Here is a 16720-nt window from a genome sequence, read left to right as displayed (position 1 = left end):
GAAAATACAGAACATTTTACGTAAATGAGTACGCGCTTGGGGGCATGGCAGTGCCAGTGCCCCTACAATCAACAATCGTTTCTACCTCACCAACTGGAAATCTGCTTTAAATTAACGTTGAGGTGCGCCTTCACCAAACTTAATTACAAGTGCGATCGCAATACTCACCAGGGTAATTAATGCCATACTCAAAGCGGAACCAAAACCCCAATTTTGAGTAGCACCAAGAAACTGGTTATAGACTAATCTCGCTGCTGTCATGCTAGAAGCACCACCTAGTAATTCTGGGTTGACAAAATCGCCTAAAGCGGTAATAAAAACAAGCATTGAACCAGCAGTTAATCCTGGTAGAGTTTGTGGTATTGTAACTTGCCAAAAAGCCTGTGTAGGATTTGCGCCTAAATCGGCTGCTGCTTCTAGTAAACGCATATCTAACTTTTCTAGAGAAGCATATAAAATTAATACCATATAAGGCAATAAACTGTAGCTCATGGCAATTAATACAGCCGGAGTATGGTTGAGTAATTCTAAAGGTTGTAAATGTAAAGTTTTTAATAAAGTATTTAATAAACCAGTCGGACGGAGAATGCTAATCCAAGCGTAGGAACGTAGTAAAGAAGAAGTCCATAAGGGTAAAATAAAGACTAATAATAATAAATTACGCCAGCGTTTAGGGACGATTTGTGCAATCCAGTAAGCTACAGGAAAGCTGAGAATTAAACATATAATTGTAGTTGTTACGGCTAAACCTATTGAACGCAAAATTACATGTAAATACAGTGTATCGAAGATTCGTAGATAGTTTTCTATGCCACTAGGATTAACTAAATCCCCAGGGCGAATATTGGGTACTAAGCTTAACTGAAAAATAATCAATGTGGGTAGTACCAGCAAGAGTACTAACCAAATGCCTGATGGTGCAAGTAATATTAAAGGTTGCAGCCAAGATAGATTTAGATACTTATTTTTGCCAATTTTATCAATATTATTGGCTGGATATAATTCAGGTTCAGAACTATGATTATGCATAATATTTAGTTTGAATAATTAAAAACTGAAATTTTTAACTACTAGTTAATTGTGTCCAATAGCGATCGTAAATTTCATCAAATTTTCCTACCGGCGTAATACGTTCGCATTTTTCTATAATTGACTCTGGTGGAAATAGACTCGTATTTTGCTGTAAGCTGATAGGTAATTGCTCAAACCCAGCCAGATTAGGTGTAGCAATATTTAGACGTTGGCTGATTTGGGCTGCTACTTCTGGCTGTAAAATAAAGTTAATCCAAGCATAGGCTCCATCTGGGTTAACAGCTGTTTTGGGAATTACGATTGTATCAGTCCATAATGAAGAACCACTCCGAGGAATTACATACTTTAATTTCGGATTTTCTTTGGTAACTCGGATAGCATCAGCCGAGTAACACATAGCTAATAATAAATCTCCAGCAAGGATTTGATTTTGCCAAGCTTCGGTATCAAATGCGGTGATATTGGGTTTAAGTGCTTTCAATTTTTCGTAAGCTTGTTTCACTTCATTTTCGTTTTGCGAATTGTATGAGTAACCCAGCATCCGCAAAACTGCACCCATAACTTCACGCACATCATTGAGCAAAGTCATGCGTTTTTTAAGTTTGTCTTGATTTTGCCAAAGGTAATCCCAATCTTCTGGTGCTTCTAGAACTTCAGAATTATAAACTAGACCTGTTGTACCCCAATTAAAGGGGATACTATAGCGGTTTTTCTGGTCATAGGTAGGATTTTGAAACCGGGGAGATAAATTTTCTAATCCTATGAGACGATTGTGATTTATTTCTGTTAATAAATCTTTTTCTACCATCTTTTGTACCATATAATCAGATGGATAGATAATGCTGTAATTACCACCACCGCCTGCTTGTAATTTAGCTAGCATGACATCATTAGATTCATAGACATCTGCTAGAATTTTCATTCCGGTTTGAGTACTAAAAGCTTTGAGTAATTGATTATCAGTATATTGCGTCCAAGTATATATATATAGTTGGTCGCGTTGTCCTGAGGTTTTAGCACTAGCACGAACATCTGCTAGTCGCCAACCACATCCAGCTAAAGATAAGCTAGAAAGTGCTGTGATTTGTTGAATAAATTTGCGTCTGGTAGTCATTTGTTATTTGTCATTTGTCATTTGTCATTTGTCATTTGTCATTGGGTGGTTGACCTATTGAGGTAAGATATGAATTTAATTTTGGTGCTAGTTCATTAATGATAGTTTGAATAGATTTTATTTGTTCAGAGGTTAATAGGTTACGAGTATACGCTCTTCTTAGCCAATGTTGAGTTTCATTTAATGAGCCTCTGGCTATTTTGACAAAACGTTTATTTTCTTTATAGCTACCTCTGCCAAACCCCTCTGCTATATTGGCTCCTATACTATCTGCTGAACGGACAATTTGTTGACCAATTGTATTTTTGGCAAATATGTCCCATACGTTGACTATTTTCCAAATGTCATCTGCTAATCTTTCTGATAATCGATAAACTTGTAACTCTTGGAAACGTTTCGTTGCCATTGATTAATTGCCAATATATTCTATATTGTCGATCAATTGTGTTTGATATTTGTTGCTTTGTCAGTAGCTAAACACAAATGACAAATGACAAATGACCAATGACTATTGACTATTGACTATTGACTATTGACAAATCGTCAAACAATCATTTTCCGCCCACCAAGCATAAATTGGTGTATTGGGGTCTGGTAAGCTACCAAAGGTGTTAGGTTGTAAGACATTAATAGTAATGCCGTTGAGTAATTCCACGACGTAATTAACATGAGTACCTAAATACATAATGTTAATTAGTCGCCCTTCAAAGCAGTTATAAGGGAAATTAGGTGGATAAAGTGAAAGTTGAATTTTTTCGGGACGGACGCTAACTACTACTGGTTGGGTAATTTCTGTAGGCGTTTCTTCACGACGGTTAACGACAATTGTTAGTCCTGTTTTAGTCTCAATTTGGACTGTAGAAGCTTCTACGCCAATAATTTCACCGCTAAATAAATTAGTATCGCCAATAAAATCCGCGACAAAAGATGTCCGAGGAAATTCGTAGATTTGGCTGGGAGTCCCAATTTGCTCTATTTTCCCTTGATTGATCACAGCAATGCGATCGCTCAATGATAAGGCTTCTTCTTGGTCGTGGGTGACCATAATAAAGGTTAATTGCAATTCTTTATGGAGATTGATTAACTCCACTTGCATTTCTTTACGGAGCTTTAAATCTAATGCTCCCAGGGGTTCATCGAGTAACAGCACTGAGGGACGGTTGACTAAAGCCCTCGCTAAGGCTACTCTTTGCTGTTGTCCTCCAGAAAGTTGATTAGGAAAGCGCGATCGCAAACTTTCCATTTTCACCAGTTTTAAAGCTTCTTTAACTCGGCGATCGATTTCTGGTTTGCGCAATTTTTTCAAGCGCAGTCCAAAAGCGATGTTATCCCATACATTTAAGTGATTGAACAATGCATAGCTTTGAAATACAGTATTGACAGGTCGGCGATAAGGCGGGACATTAGTCATAAACTGTCCTTGAATCAATACCCTACCAGCGTCCGCTTCTTCAAACCCTGCAATTAAACGTAATAATGTGGTCTTGCCACAACCCGAAGGGCCTAAGATACTAAAAAATTCTCCTTGCCTAACGTCCAAGTCTACGCCATTAACAGCCGGTTCTTGGTTAAAAAACTTGAACACGTTACGCAGCTCAACATCTAGCGGCTGCAAAGCCATCATTTCCCCCCGATCCTGCGTCACAGTTTGAGCCATAATCCTCAGTAGAATGCCGTGAGCCTACGCGATCGTGCCACATTCAGGTAGTCTATTAACCAGCTGACCTCTGGCACTTTGGTTCATTGTATCCGTCAAAAACTATTGATTGGGAAGATGTTCTCGGAATTATTTGCCGATTCATACTGAGTACCGTGCTAGAGGATTGTGTATATCAATTAATACTAAATTTCTCAATCTTGGTTATCGTATTTTTTTATGGCTTTATCGTACATTCAAGGGTTTAATACCTACACTTCTTGTAACTTTCAGTACGGCGCAGTCAACCGTCAACAGTCAACCGTCAACAGTCAACAGATAATTGACTAATCAACCATCATTGTTGTTGATACTCATCTTTGAGCGATCTATTGCGATCGCTGGTGAAAGAATCCACATAATTGTATAAATTATATTAATTTGGCAGTCATTACTCGTGCTATGGCCTTAATAGAACCTACTCCACTGGGAAGACCAAAAAATACCCGTACTGTTGGTAAAAGTTTTCAGCCAACATTCCTGATTATATTTACGCTGTTAATGACAAGTGCCATAGGTGCGCGTTTGGCATATTTACAAATAGTTGAAGGTGCAAATCATCGCAAACGCGCTGAATCTAACCGCATTAGAATGATCCCCAAACAGCCAGAAAGGGGTAATATTTTTGACCGTTATGGCAAACTTTTAGCTAGTACTCGCTATCCGCGCTCGGTATATTTATGGCCGATGGCTCACACCAAGCCTTCCTGGCCTGTGGTAGGGGCACGACTATCACAAATTCTCGATATACCGCAAAAGGATATTGAAAAAAAGCTAGAAGAAGCTGGTAGGAATTCTTCAACACTAGTAAGAATTGCCAGGGATTTAGATGAAGCTGAAGTTACTGCCTTAAAAGAATATCAAAACGAATTAACAGATGTAGAAATCCATTTGGAAGCAGTACGTTACTATCCCCACGGCAGACCAATGGCGCATGTACTTGGTTATACTCGCGAACTGACTGCCGAGCAGTTAAAAAAGAAGCGCCAAGAAGGCTATCGCTTAGGAGATGTGATTGGTCAGATGGGGGTAGAAAAAGCCTATGAAAAGCAACTTAGAGGTGAATGGGGCGGTCAACAAGTAGAAGTGGATGGTGCTGGTAGACCGCTCAGGGTTTTGGGGGAGAAACAAGCTAAGGCTGGTAACGATTTGCACTTAACCATTGATTTGGAAATGCAAAAGACAGCAGAAAAAGCCTTAGGTACCCGCAATGGCGCGATCGTTGCCCTCAATCCCAAAAATGGTGCGGTTTTGGCACTGGTATCTCACCCTACCTTCGATCCCAATATTTTCTCGAAGCAGAGACTTTCGCAAAAAGACTGGGACACCGTTCAAGGCGAAGAACATCCTTTGGTGAATCGTGCCTTAAGTGTCTTTCCTCCTGCTAGTACCTTTAAAATTGTTACTACAACTGCTGGTTTAGAATCGGGTAAATTTTCTCCTAGTACCGTGCTGCAAACCTACGGTTCCTTAACGGTTGGTGGTACTACTTTTGGCGAATGGAACCACGCCGGATTTGGGCCTTTAGGCTTTGTTGGTGCATTACAGTGGAGTAGCGATACATTCTTTTATCAAATTGGTAGAGGAGTTGGCGGCCCGACTTTGATTGAGTGGACGCGCAAGTATGGATTCGGGGAAAAAACCGGCTTTGAGTTTGCTTCTGAAGAAGCGAAAGGTTTAGTTCCCGATGAGACATGGAAGCAGAAAGTCTGGAAAATGCCCTGGACTGTAGGCGACAGCATTAATATGTCCATTGGTCAAGGTGCTTTACAAACTACGCCGCTACAAGTAGCAATTATGTTTGCTGTACCTGCTAATGGTGGCGATCGCGTCCAGCCCCATTTACTTAAAGATAATGAAGATGCAAAAAGCTGGCGTTCATCATTAAATATGAAACCGTCAACCATTAAGGTACTGCAAGAAGGACTGCGAAAAGTTATATCTGAAGGTACAGGTAAGGTTTTAAATACACCCACAATTCCCCCAGTAGCAGGTAAAAGCGGTACAGCTGAAGCTTGGAAGCGCGGTGTGAAGCAAAATCACGCTTGGTTTGGTGCTTACGCGCCAGCCGATAAACCAGAGGTATTAATAGTAGCCTTCGCCGAACATTCTGGAGGCGGTGGCGGTAGTGTCGCTGCGCCAATGATTTTAGAAATCATGGAAGAGTATTTTCACCGGAAGTATCCGGGTAAGTATCAAAAGCCAGAAGCGAAGAAATAAGGGTGCAGGGGGCAGGGAAGGGGGACAAGGAATTTTAGATTTTAGATTTGCGATTTTGGATTCCAATCTAAAATCTAAAATCCAAAATCCAAAATTGTTTCAATGCCCAATGCCCAATTACAAATTAGTAAAGATTATGTGATGATGTTGTAAGTGTGTAAAGAATTAATAACAGAGCAGTCAGGAAGCGGTTAGGAATGGATTATCGGGATGCTGGGGTTGATGTTGAGGCTGGGCGAGCCTTTGTAGACCAAATTCGCAATTTGGTTCACAGTACTTTTAGAAAGGAAGTACTTGGTGGATTGGGCGGTTTTGGTGGTTGCTTCCAGCTTCCTAGTGGTTATCAGGAACCTGTGTTGGTTTCTGGTACTGATGGTGTCGGTACAAAGCTGAAAATCGCTCAAGTTCTCAATCGTCACGATACTGTAGGTATTGATTTGGTGGCGATGTGTGTGAACGATGTGCTGACATCTGGGGCAGAACCGTTGTTTTTTTTGGACTATTTAGCCACAGGGAAGCTGGAGAAGGAACAATTAACTGAGGTTGTGGCGGGTATAGCCTCTGGATGTAAGCAAGCTGGTTGTGCTTTGCTGGGTGGAGAAACAGCAGAAATGCCCGGTTTTTACCAAGTGGGTGAGTATGATTTGGCAGGATTCTGTGTGGGAATCGTGGAAAAAAGCCAAATGTTAGATGGTTCTCAGGTAAAAGTGGGAGATATTGCGATCGCACTTGCTAGCGCCGGTGTTCATAGTAATGGGTTAAGTTTAGTTCGTAAGGTTGTTAGCGATCGCGGATTTGCTTGGGATCAACGTCCAGAATTATTAGGCGGGCAAACTATCGCCGAAACTTTTCTCACCCCTACCAGAATTTATGTCAAACCCGTACTCGCTGCACGTAAAGCAGGTTTAGAAATTCACGGGATGGCGCATATTACTGGTGGCGGTTTACCAGAAAATTTACCTAGATGTTTAGGCACAAATCAAGCAATTAAAATTAACCCTAATAGTTGGCAAATTCCGCCGATTTTTCAATGGCTAGCCCAAGCAGGTAATGTAAATCCTGAGGCTATGTACAATACTTTTAATATGGGTATTGGTTTTGTGCTTTTAGTACCTCCAACGCAAGTAGAACAAACAATTAACTACTTTCAATCAGAAGAAATACCTGCTTTTGCCATTGGTGAAGTAATTACTGGCAATAATTCATTAGTGGGATTACTTTGATAAATCAAAAAATTGATGCAGGTTATACCAATTTTTTATGAGGCTGCATAGAATTCGATCCCCCCTAGGGACTGTTTTCAAACTCCAAAAGTAGGTTGGGTTAAGCCAAGCGCAACCCAACGAAGTGACGTAAATGTTGGGTTTCGTTCCTCAACCCAACCTACAATTAAGTCTAATTTAGAGTTTGAAAACACGCCCTATCCCCCCTCAAAAAAAGGGGGAAAAGAATCAAAGTGCACGCCACTTGCTTCAAGTCGGCAAAGCCGCCCAACGCAGTGGCTCCCCTTTTTAAGGGGGATTTAGGGGGATCTGGATATATGCAACTTCATATTAAATTGGTATTATGCATAATTATTGAGGTTTGCTCTGTCTCATCACCTCAATAACCGCATAATTACGCTATTTTCGCTATGAATAGTACCAAGCAAAAACTGAATGCGGCAGTATGGCAATGTTATTAGCGTTACCATAGAAAGAACTTATGTTAGCAAACGTTATTTGCCCAGGTATAAATTAATTAGGGTGCTAAAAAATACATAATTTGTAGGGGCGGTTTTCTGAGATATGCACTCTCAAAAAAGTTCTGTAGATGAAACCCGCCTGTACAAATGTCTCCAGTAGAAAGGTTTCTCAAGCATTGACTAAGCAGATGGCAGTAATTGTTACCTATTCTGATTGATTCAATTGAAAATACTCATCGCCGTCAGTGTTGAGATTTGCTAACGTAGTCTTAATATATTGAAAACTTTGCTGTCAAAGTCAAAAAAATCACTAAAACACTAATTCAAAGTGTTGGGTGTTTATTATCTAAAAATGTGTGGCGTGTTCTTGTGTGATTAACAATGTATTTTTATCTTAGAGGGGGTTATGGTTGTAAATTTAGCTCGGACTTCTGCTTCCACGGAAATTTTAAAGCAAGTATTCCAGAATATTGATGCTCAAAGTTGTCCGAGGTTATTTAACTTTCACATGCATACTGTCTATTCTGATGGCAAATTGCAGCCCAATATATTGATGGAGCAAGCGATCGCTATCGGATTAAAAGGACTAGCAATTACCGATCATCATACTATTGGCGGTTATCAAGCAGCAAAAGCTTGGTTAGAAGATTGGAAGTGGAATAATCCTCACAGCAGCATTCCTGAATTATGGAGTGGAGTAGAGATTGACGCCGAACTTTTGGATGCTAAAGTGCATATTTTGGCTTATTCATTCCAAATAGAACACAGCAGCATGAAACCTTATTTACAAAGGAGAATTACTACAGGTAAAGAATATCAAGCAAATAACGTCATTGATGCAATTCATGAAGCTGGCGGATTAGCTGTACTGGCGCATCCAGCACGTTACAGGCGATCGCATTTTGATTTAATTCCGGCTGCTGCTGCACTAGAAATTGATGGTGTAGAAAGTTTCTACGCTTACGCTAACCCAAACCCTTGGAAACCCAGTGATTTGGAATCAGCACAAGCACAGCAATTGGCTGGGGAATATGGTCTTTTCAATACATGCGGTACTGATAGTCACGGTTTAAGCATACTACAGCGTTTATAGTTTTTGGGCATTGGGCATTGGGCATTGGGCATTGGGCATTGGGCAAATAGAATTCTTAATTTTGAATTTTGAATTTTGAATTTTGAATTATTTGTCCTCCTTGTCCCCTGTCTAACCTCTAGCCCCCAGAGAGATATCTTGACAATACAATCCCGAAAATAAAGCAGGCTAAGGCAATCGCTATTGCTAATAATATCGGCACGCTGGGGCGCTCTGTTGGTAGTTCCATCAGTATCCGCACCGAAGTCAAATCAGTTTCGCAATTAGGGCAAATATTACCTTCAATATCGGTGCGATCGCATACGGGACAATTTAACTTAGCGTTCAATTCTCAACCCCTCCCATAAAACCAAAATCATTTCATTGACAATCGCTTCTTTTGGTACATCATCCACAAAAGTACTGGCGAGGGGAAGACTCTCAATTACAGACAGAAAAAATCCGGCTAGCAGTTGGGGACGCACTTGTCGAATTTCTCCTCGCTGTTGTGCTTGGGTAAATATTTGACAAATAGGGTTAAATATGCATTCAGACGAGTAAGCGGTTAATCTCGCTGTATTTTCCGCATCCAATAAAGGCATATCTGTATGTACCATGCTTAAAAAGTGGATGGGAGGCTGAGATAGGAACCATCTAGCAATTGCATGGAGTTGCGATCGCAAATTCTCTTCATTTTCCCGAATTACTTGCTCTATACCTAAACGATGACGTTCAAACATCCGTTCGTTGACGGAGACAAACAGCTGCTCTTTACTAGGAAAATGGTAATACAAAGAAGCCTGCCGAATTCCTACTGCATCAGCAATTTCCCTCATTGTCACTGTATTATAGCCCCGGCTGCGGAATAGCTCTTGTGCTTGCTCAAGAATTCTTTCTCTACCGCCAGATGAGACTTGTTTTGGAGAGTTGCGATCGTCTGGCACTCTCAAACCTACCTAACGTTTAGTAGTCAACTTTCAAATATTATATTACACTGGCAAATAATCTGCTTATTTGTGAACCTAAATTAGTAGATTTATCGTCTAGTGCATAAATAACCTGATCTAGCAATTTTGAGGGTAAAGTATTTAAAAATACAACAACCAGCTATTGATAATTGCTCCCGTTCTTCCGCCCAAAATCTGCTGAGGACGATTGCTGAAATGGGAAAAATATTCCGAAAAAAAGGCTAATTTATAGCCATGATTTCACACCAGTAATTCATGATGAAGAGTTAATTCTGTAACCAATGAACCAATTATCGAATTCACCAGAATCATCTACTATTTCCCGCCGCACACTGCTTAAGTGGTTCGGTATTGGTAGTATAGCTGGAGTAACTGGATACTCTCGTTTCAGTAAACCACAACCAACGTTTTTTCAAAGAGAAACCTTACAACTACCAAGGATGTTAAGTCAAAATAAATCTGTAGTAGTTATTGGGGCTGGATTAGCAGGTTTAGCTTGCGCTTATGAATTGAGTCAGAGGGGATTTGCGGTAACACTATTAGAAAAATCTCCGCAACTTGGCGGTAAAATTGCTAGTTGGCAAATTGAAGCCGTAGGTGAAACCTTTATGATGGAACACGGGTTCCACGGCTTTTTTCCGCAGTACTATAATTTGAATGGTTTAGTTAGCGAATTAGGGATAAAAGATAATTTTCAATCATTAAATTTTTATGCGGTTATGTACCGCGATCGCAAATATCAACCAGAGATATTTCGCCCTAGTAATTCCGCCTTTCCTTGGAATATTGTAGATTTAGCGATCGCCTCGCCCAATCGCTTACAATGGGGTATTAATTTAATTAACTTAAAACACTTACAAGTCTTTCAAGCAATTACTGGATTTCAACGAGAAAGAAATTACCAACGCTTCGATAATATCTCCGTTGCCGATTGGGTAGCAACAGAATTTCCTAGAGGTTTATATGATTTATATTTCCTCCCGTTTGCAAAATCGAGTTTGAATGCACCAGATATGATGAGTGTGGGGGAATTGATGCAATTCTTCCATTTTTATTTTTTTGGAAATCCAGAAGGATTGGCTTTTAATGGTACGAAAGATGATATGGGGACGAGTTTAGTCCAACCTATCGCCAAATCGATTTTGCATAATGGTGGTAAAATTATTACCGATGCAACAGTGAGTGAAATTCTTGCTCAAGAAAATGAGATTAGCTCACTCAAATATTTTGTTGGTAGTAATAAAAATAATGTGCCTTTTTGGGTAAAGCATAACTCAGTTGTAAAAGATAAAGAAATTGAATATTTTGGTGCTGCTGATGAAGTATTCGCCGCATCAAAAGAAAGCGAAACCGCAATTTCTCTTACTTGTACTCATCAAGGTTGTACAGTGAAAAAAGCCGATGATGGAAAATTCCATTGTCCTTGTCATGGTGCAGTATTTGCTGCTGATGGTAAAGTTTTAAAAGGGCCTGCAAAACGCGATTTAGCTAAGTTTAAAATAGCTAAACGCCAAGATGCAGAAATTCAACTAGTAGCAGCTAATCCAGAATCATCATCGCCCCAGACAATTGCAGCCGATTATTTTGTATTTGCAACTGACGTACCGGGAGTAAAGCAACTATTTAAGCAGATTAACGGTGAAGTAGATCAAAAAGTGCGATCGCAAGTTGCAGCTTTAAATATTGCCGATCCCTTTGCTGTCTGTCGCTTTTGGTTTAATCGCGATTTTCAATGGGAACAAAGTAATTTTACTTCTCTATCTGGCTACCAGTTAACTGATAGCATAACTCTTTATCATCGCATTCAAGAACAATTCATTGATTGGGCACAACGCACAGGTGGTAGTGTCGTAGAATTACACGCTTATTGCTATAAAGAAAAAGAATTTCCCACCCAAGAAGCTTTATTAGCGAAATTTGAGGAAGAATTGTATGAAATCGTCCCCGAATTAAAGCAAGCACAGATATTACATCGAGAATTAGTCAATCAACATAACTTTTCTGGCTACCCGCCAAACAGTTATGCACAACGCCCAGAAACTAGCACTGGTATTTCTAATTTAATTTTTGCAGGCGATTGGGTAAAAATGCCCTTCCCTTGTGGGTTAATGGAAAGAGCCGTTAGCAGTGGCTTATTAGCCGCCAATGATATCTTATATCGTGAGGGTTTGCAGAAGCGATCGCTTTTCTCGGTGAATCCTGAAGGAATGTTACAAATTTAATTTGTCATTTGTCATTTGTCAGCAGAGACGCGATGAATCGCGTCTGTACAATTGTCTTTTGTGCGCCAAATACTTATACCAATCCGCGTTCTAATAAGTAATTCAGATTTTGGTAGGGGCGGGGTTTCCCCGCCCTTGTATGGGTTTATACGCGACAACACACCCTACACTTTTGTTATTTTGCGGAGTTTAAACCAATTACACCAATCACAATTAAAAAGATAGATACCAGCTTTACGGTAGTAATAGATTCACGGAACCAAAAAATACCAATGAGGGCTATTAATGTAGTTCCTAAACCAGCCCAAAAAGAATAAGCTACGCTAACTTCAATTGTCTTGAGAGAAAGTGTTAAAAAAGTCAAACAAAGCCCGTAAAAGATAAATATAAATACTGTAGGTAATCCTTGAGTAAATCCTTGTGACAACTTCATACATGTTGTACCTAAAACCTCAAAAATTACCGCAGCAACTAAGTAAAGCCAACTGATTTGCATTTTGCTGATAAATAATTGAATTTTTAATTTTCTACAATCGAACAATAAAAATCAATAAGTATTTCTAGGGTGGGCATTACCTATATTTTTAAACAAACTACCAGTACCTAATCGTTGGAAAAAGACAAATTTTGAGCGCAATTACGCAAAATTTTGGCAGTTAATTATAAATCAATATATTCTTGTAATTTTTTATAGCGTTTGTGATTGATCAACCACTGTTGACATACTTGTGTCACTAATCTTTTTTCCTCTTCAGTCCAAAATTCTTCTGCTTTTCCCGCAGCTAATATTTTCGCAGCTTTTGCTGCTTTGTCGTGTCTCACACCATATTTGACAAAATCTGTGTGAAATATCTTCTCTTTCTCCTCTTTTGAAACTTTAAAGTTGTATTGCATGGTTTCACTGGGCTAATGAACAAGGAACACAACTTAATCTTTACAAAGCTTAACGTTGATTAACTTCTCTCCCAAGTGTGATGATGTGATGCGCTTAAGAATTTCTTTATTTTTTAGCGGATAATACAATGAAACATGAACACAACTACTTGGGGATAAGCGGTAAGGGTTCATTTTGCTCAAACAGCATCGAGTTAAGATGCGATCGCTCTCTACCATCAAGCTAAGGTTTATAATCCTGAGACTGCGATCGCCAATATTTTACGGTTAAGCGATAAAAATACCGTAGACTCAGATAGCCGAATATCTATATACTACTGTTAGTTTATCGAGAAAGAGTATTATATATCTAATGGCTCTATACTCTGTTGTTACTAGTAAAGTAAGTAAAAATACTAAGCAGATTTTTACACGTAGGGCGTTCTTACCAGAACATCAAAGCCTTCTGTGGCAGATTGATTCAGGCTTTGTGCGAACTTTTACATATTTAGAGGATGGTACCACAGTCGCTTTAGGATTGTGGGGGCCAGATGACATTGTTGGGAGCAGCTTGTCTCGGTTACAACCATATCAAATGGAGTGCTTGACTAAAGTAGAAGCGAGAATCTTACCGATAGAAGAATGGGAGCAACCAACACAGACTTTGTTAAATCACATTCAACAAGCTGAAGAGTTGATGGTGATTCGCAGCTACAAAAAGGTAGATACCATGTTACTCAAATTATTGGCATGGTTATCGACAAAGTTTGGTTTACAAGTCGAAAAAGGACGCTTAATCGATATGCGTCTAACTCATGAAGACTTAGCAGAAATTTTAGGTTCCACTCGCGTCACCATCACGCGGATTTTGGGACAGTTTGAGCAGGAAGGCTTAATCGATCGCCTTTCCTTACATCGCATTGTGTTAAAAGAAGAAGACATTTGGTATTACGAAATATAAATTGTTGACCGTTGACTGTTGACTGTTGACTTATTGACAACTGACAACTGACAACTAACTACTGACTACTGACTAAAGGTAGAATATACCTAATTTCGTAGCTTCAAACGAAGTATGACAATGCATTCTTCTCTTCAACGTGCTTTTGCTAATCGCTGTGTCTTAAAGGCAATCAGTGGTTTAAATAACTTTGACAGCGATCGCGTCGCTGCTACTATCAAAGCTGCCGATTTGGGCGGTGCTACTTTTGTTGATATCGCTGCCGATGCTGCTTTAGTAAAATTAGCAAAAAGTTTGACCAATCTGCCAATCTGTGTATCAGCAGTAGAGCCAGAAAAATTCGTGCAAGCTGTGGCGGCTGGTGCAGATTTAATTGAAATCGGTAATTTCGATTCTTTTTATGCGCAAGGACGGAGATTTGAGGCTGAGGAAGTTCTCGCCTTAACTCACCAAACTCGTGCTTTGTTGCCAGAAATCACTTTATCTGTGACTGTGCCTCACATTCTCACATTAGATCAACAGGTACAACTAGCAGAAGAACTAGTCAAAGCTGGTGCTGATATTATCCAAACTGAAGGCGGTACCAGCAGCAGCCCCACCCACCCCGGAACTTTGGGCTTAATTGAAAAAGCCGCTCCTACTTTAGCAGCCGCTTTTGAAATTTCTCGCGCAGTTTCCGTACCCGTATTGTGTGCTTCCGGCATTTCTAGCGTGACAGCACCACTAGCGATCGCATCTGGCGCGGCTGGCGTGGGTGTCGGTTCAGCTATTAACCAACTCAACAGCGAAGTAGCCATGATTGCTGCTGTTCGTAGCATTGTTGAAGCTTTAGCATCTGCGAAAGTAGGGGCTAGAGGCTAGAGGTTAGGGAATAGGGAATGGGGAATGGGGAATGGGGATATGTAATTATTCTCTTCTCCCTACCCCTTGTTGTCTTACAGCATCTTCCTGTAAATAGGCCACGTTGTAGGGGCACGGCACCGACAATCTTCTGGTACATACAATAATTTTACTGGTGCCGTGCCCCTACGACAGATGTGGTTAAAATAGGTGAAAACTGCTGTAATCAAATAATCTTTCAGCAAGCCCTAATTAATGATGGTGCGTTGCGCTGCGCGACAACACACCCTACTATTTATTCTTCTCGATGCTCATCTGCAAACTTTCGAGTCCGCGAAACCCATTCTTGAGCATCTTCACCTAATAGCGGATAGGGAGCCATACTTTTTAAATCGCTCCACTTGCGTTTTGGTTGCACTTGGGTGATATGTTTTTTTACACGTTCTACCAAATGCCCCATCACTGTTAATTGCTCTTCTGGAGTTAGTTGCTCAATCTCACTTAAAATTTTCTCCAGTGATGGACTCATTCATCTAACTATGATTAACTGCTATTAATTTTAGCGTCTTTGGGCAGAACTCTCAGCACAGATTGAAGCATCTAAAGTAGGGGCTAGGGGCTAGGGGCTAGGGGCTAGAATATATTCCCCCTGCCCCCTGCGCACTGAGCGAAGTCGTTCGACGAAGTCGTTCCCGAAGGGTAGTGCTGCCTCTCTTACAAACAATCCTTCAGGGCGTAAATCACCTTGTCTTGCTGTTCCGGTGTCAATTCTGGGAACATGGGCAAAGAGATGACTTCATGACAGGCTTGCTCGGCAACTGGTAAGGAACCGGGTTGATAACCGAGATTTTGATAAATTGGTTGCAAATGTAAGGGTAAGGGATAGTAAACCATTGAACTTACACCCTTTTCTTGCAATTGCTGGCGCACTGAGTCGCGATATTTGGCGCTAGCACCGTTTTTCTCTGCACCAGAAACGCGAATTGTATATTGATTCCAGACACCAGCGCCGCCGGTTAACTCTTGGGGGACGATGATACCAGGAACTTGGCTGAGGAATTGGTGATAATAAGCGGCGATCGCTTTTCTGCTTTCGTTCCAATTATCTAAATAACGCAGTTTAATTTCTAAAATCGCGGCTTGGATGGCATCTAAGCGGCTATTTACACCAATTTCTTCATGGATGTAGCGCACCTTACTGCCATGATCCCGCAATACCCGCAGTTTATTGGCGATTTCTGGGTCATTAGTAGTAATTGCACCGCCATCACCGCAGCCGCCCAGGTTTTTTGTTGGGTAAAAACTAAAACAGCCAATGTGACCAATACTACCGACTTTTTGATTGTTCCAGCTTGCGCCTGTAGCTTGGGCGCAGTCTTCAATTACTGCTATATTGTGAGCTTGAGCGATCGCCATTAGCGCCGTCATATCTACAGGTTGCCCAAATAGGTGAACGGGGATAATAGCTTTAGTCTGGGGCGTAATTGCCGCTTCTACCTGTTTTAAATCAATATTAAAAGTATCATCAATATCAACAAAAACTGGCTTGGCACCTACAGCGCTAATAACTTCAGCCGTTGCAATAAAAGTAAAAGTTGTTGTAATTACTTCATCACCTGCACCAATATTTAAAGCACGTAGCGAGAGAAACAGTGCATCAGTACCGGAATTACAAGCTATGCATTCACTTACATGATGATAAGCAGCAAATTGTTTTTCAAAACCTTCTACTAAAGGCCCGCCAATATAACGACCAGAAGCCAGAACTTCCAACACAGCCGCACTCACCTCTGCTTCCAGGGTCGCATATTGCTGTTTAATATCAAAAGCAGGAACAGGATTTACACTTTGGATCATGAGTTTTTATTGATCTGGAAATACAAAAGATGCACTTCTACGCTCAATTGTTGCTATTAATGGTCAATGGTCAATGGTCAATAGTCAATAGGCATTGGGTATTGGGCATTGGGCATTGAAACAATTTTGGATTTTGGATTTTGGATTTTAGATTTAGATTAGAATCCAAAATCGCAAATCT

16 protein-coding genes are annotated in these 16720 nt (G+C 40.3%); 6 read left to right on the top strand and 10 right to left on the bottom strand.

Translation table 11 applies throughout. The features are described 5' to 3' along the window. Nucleotides 1–111: 111 nt before the first annotated feature. The 4 genes from AACW45_RS09025 to AACW45_RS09010 form a co-directional block, all read right to left on the bottom strand. The gene (locus AACW45_RS09025) at nucleotides 112–1029 is read right to left on the bottom strand and encodes an ABC transporter permease (protein WP_190632673.1); all 918 of its coding nucleotides are present in this window, start codon (nucleotides 1027–1029) and stop codon (nucleotides 112–114) included. A 34-nt stretch (nucleotides 1030–1063) separates the two neighbouring features. Beyond that, nucleotides 1064–2146 (bottom strand): polyamine ABC transporter substrate-binding protein, encoded by a 1083-nt coding sequence (locus AACW45_RS09020; protein ID WP_190632672.1) that lies wholly within the window; start codon nucleotides 2144–2146, stop codon nucleotides 1064–1066. Between the two features lie 31 nt (nucleotides 2147–2177). Then, the gene (locus AACW45_RS09015; protein WP_190632671.1) at nucleotides 2178–2552 is read right to left on the bottom strand and encodes a four helix bundle protein; all 375 of its coding nucleotides are present in this window, start codon (nucleotides 2550–2552) and stop codon (nucleotides 2178–2180) included. A 123-nt stretch (nucleotides 2553–2675) separates the two neighbouring features. After that, nucleotides 2676–3803 (bottom strand): ABC transporter ATP-binding protein, encoded by a 1128-nt coding sequence (locus AACW45_RS09010; RefSeq protein WP_190632670.1) that lies wholly within the window; start codon nucleotides 3801–3803, stop codon nucleotides 2676–2678. 441 nt (nucleotides 3804–4244) lie between these two features. Here AACW45_RS09010 and mrdA point away from each other — a divergent pair, with 441 nt between their 5' ends. The 3 genes from mrdA (at nucleotide 4245) to AACW45_RS08995 (ending at nucleotide 8839) form a co-directional block, all read left to right on the top strand. Continuing rightward, nucleotides 4245–6062 carry a penicillin-binding protein 2 gene (gene mrdA / locus AACW45_RS09005; RefSeq protein ID WP_190632751.1) on the top strand — a complete coding sequence of 606 codons (1818 nt, stop codon included), beginning with the start codon at nucleotides 4245–4247 and terminating at the stop codon, nucleotides 6060–6062. 197 nt (nucleotides 6063–6259) lie between these two features. Next, a complete protein-coding gene (purM, locus tag AACW45_RS09000; RefSeq protein ID WP_190632669.1) occupies nucleotides 6260–7285 on the top strand; it encodes a phosphoribosylformylglycinamidine cyclo-ligase in 1026 nt (341 codons plus the stop codon). 867 nt (nucleotides 7286–8152) lie between these two features. Next, nucleotides 8153–8839, top strand: a complete 687-nt coding sequence (locus AACW45_RS08995) for a PHP domain-containing protein (RefSeq protein ID WP_190632668.1) — start codon at nucleotides 8153–8155, stop codon at nucleotides 8837–8839. A 118-nt stretch (nucleotides 8840–8957) separates the two neighbouring features. On the opposite strand, the gene AACW45_RS08990 is transcribed toward AACW45_RS08995, so the two are convergent. Together AACW45_RS08990 and AACW45_RS08985 are read right to left on the bottom strand one after the other, a co-directional pair. Beyond that, on the bottom strand, nucleotides 8958–9167 hold the full coding sequence (locus AACW45_RS08990; protein WP_199331101.1) for a hypothetical protein: 210 nt from the start codon (nucleotides 9165–9167) through the stop codon (nucleotides 8958–8960). Next, nucleotides 9157–9762 carry a TetR family transcriptional regulator gene (locus AACW45_RS08985; protein WP_190632667.1) on the bottom strand — a complete coding sequence of 202 codons (606 nt, stop codon included), beginning with the start codon at nucleotides 9760–9762 and terminating at the stop codon, nucleotides 9157–9159. Before AACW45_RS08985 ends, AACW45_RS08990 begins: the two co-directional genes overlap by 11 nt. A 305-nt stretch (nucleotides 9763–10067) precedes the next feature. Here AACW45_RS08985 and AACW45_RS08980 point away from each other — a divergent pair, with 305 nt between their 5' ends. Next, nucleotides 10068–12008 (top strand): FAD-dependent oxidoreductase, encoded by a 1941-nt coding sequence (locus AACW45_RS08980; RefSeq protein ID WP_190632666.1) that lies wholly within the window; start codon nucleotides 10068–10070, stop codon nucleotides 12006–12008. 175 nt (nucleotides 12009–12183) lie between these two features. Here AACW45_RS08980 and AACW45_RS08975 read toward each other — a convergent pair whose 3' ends face one another. Beyond that, the gene (locus AACW45_RS08975) at nucleotides 12184–12504 is read right to left on the bottom strand and encodes a DMT family transporter (protein ID WP_190632665.1); all 321 of its coding nucleotides are present in this window, start codon (nucleotides 12502–12504) and stop codon (nucleotides 12184–12186) included. A 164-nt stretch (nucleotides 12505–12668) separates the two neighbouring features. Beyond that, entirely contained in the window at nucleotides 12669–12902 is a 234-nt protein-coding gene (locus tag AACW45_RS08970; protein ID WP_096643748.1) for a hypothetical protein, read from the bottom strand. A 352-nt stretch (nucleotides 12903–13254) separates the two neighbouring features. Between AACW45_RS08970 and AACW45_RS08965 the strand changes: the two genes are divergently transcribed. Further along, on the top strand, nucleotides 13255–13842 hold the full coding sequence (locus AACW45_RS08965; protein WP_190547161.1) for a Crp/Fnr family transcriptional regulator: 588 nt from the start codon (nucleotides 13255–13257) through the stop codon (nucleotides 13840–13842). A gap of 114 nt (nucleotides 13843–13956) precedes the next feature. Next, complete coding sequence (locus AACW45_RS08960; RefSeq protein ID WP_096643750.1) at nucleotides 13957–14703, top strand: DUF561 domain-containing protein; 747 nt, start codon at nucleotides 13957–13959, stop codon at nucleotides 14701–14703. 274 nt (nucleotides 14704–14977) lie between these two features. On the opposite strand, the gene AACW45_RS08955 is transcribed toward AACW45_RS08960, so the two are convergent. Next, entirely contained in the window at nucleotides 14978–15211 is a 234-nt protein-coding gene (locus AACW45_RS08955) for a hypothetical protein (protein ID WP_096643752.1), read from the bottom strand. A 185-nt stretch (nucleotides 15212–15396) separates the two neighbouring features. Then, a complete protein-coding gene (locus AACW45_RS08950; protein ID WP_190632664.1) occupies nucleotides 15397–16539 on the bottom strand; it encodes a DegT/DnrJ/EryC1/StrS family aminotransferase in 1143 nt (380 codons plus the stop codon). Nucleotides 16540–16720 lie beyond the last annotated feature (181 nt).

Source organism: Calothrix sp. FACHB-168 (assembly GCF_963889195.1).
Taxonomy (GTDB): domain Bacteria; phylum Cyanobacteriota; class Cyanobacteriia; order Cyanobacteriales; family Nostocaceae; genus Aulosira; species Aulosira anomala_A.
This window is presented reverse-complemented; position numbering and strand designations above follow the sequence as displayed.

Coding starts and splice junctions, on each gene's coding strand:
- AACW45_RS08955 (WP_096643752.1), bottom strand. CDS start 15,211: ATGAGTCCATCACTGGAGAAAATTTTAAGTGAGATTGAGCAACTAACT.
- AACW45_RS08960 (WP_096643750.1), top strand. CDS start 13,957: ATGACAATGCATTCTTCTCTTCAACGTGCTTTTGCTAATCGCTGTGTC.
- AACW45_RS08995 (WP_190632668.1), top strand. CDS start 8,153: ATGGTTGTAAATTTAGCTCGGACTTCTGCTTCCACGGAAATTTTAAAG.
- AACW45_RS08950 (WP_190632664.1), bottom strand. CDS start 16,539: ATGATCCAAAGTGTAAATCCTGTTCCTGCTTTTGATATTAAACAGCAA.
- AACW45_RS08975 (WP_190632665.1), bottom strand. CDS start 12,504: ATGCAAATCAGTTGGCTTTACTTAGTTGCTGCGGTAATTTTTGAGGTT.
- AACW45_RS09015 (WP_190632671.1), bottom strand. CDS start 2,552: ATGGCAACGAAACGTTTCCAAGAGTTACAAGTTTATCGATTATCAGAA.
- purM (WP_190632669.1), top strand. CDS start 6,260: ATGGATTATCGGGATGCTGGGGTTGATGTTGAGGCTGGGCGAGCCTTT.
- AACW45_RS08965 (WP_190547161.1), top strand. CDS start 13,255: ATGGCTCTATACTCTGTTGTTACTAGTAAAGTAAGTAAAAATACTAAG.
- AACW45_RS08970 (WP_096643748.1), bottom strand. CDS start 12,902: ATGCAATACAACTTTAAAGTTTCAAAAGAGGAGAAAGAGAAGATATTT.
- mrdA (WP_190632751.1), top strand. CDS start 4,245: ATGGCCTTAATAGAACCTACTCCACTGGGAAGACCAAAAAATACCCGT.
- AACW45_RS08980 (WP_190632666.1), top strand. CDS start 10,068: ATGAACCAATTATCGAATTCACCAGAATCATCTACTATTTCCCGCCGC.
- AACW45_RS09025 (WP_190632673.1), bottom strand. CDS start 1,029: ATGCATAATCATAGTTCTGAACCTGAATTATATCCAGCCAATAATATT.
- AACW45_RS09020 (WP_190632672.1), bottom strand. CDS start 2,146: ATGACTACCAGACGCAAATTTATTCAACAAATCACAGCACTTTCTAGC.
- AACW45_RS09010 (WP_190632670.1), bottom strand. CDS start 3,803: ATGGCTCAAACTGTGACGCAGGATCGGGGGGAAATGATGGCTTTGCAG.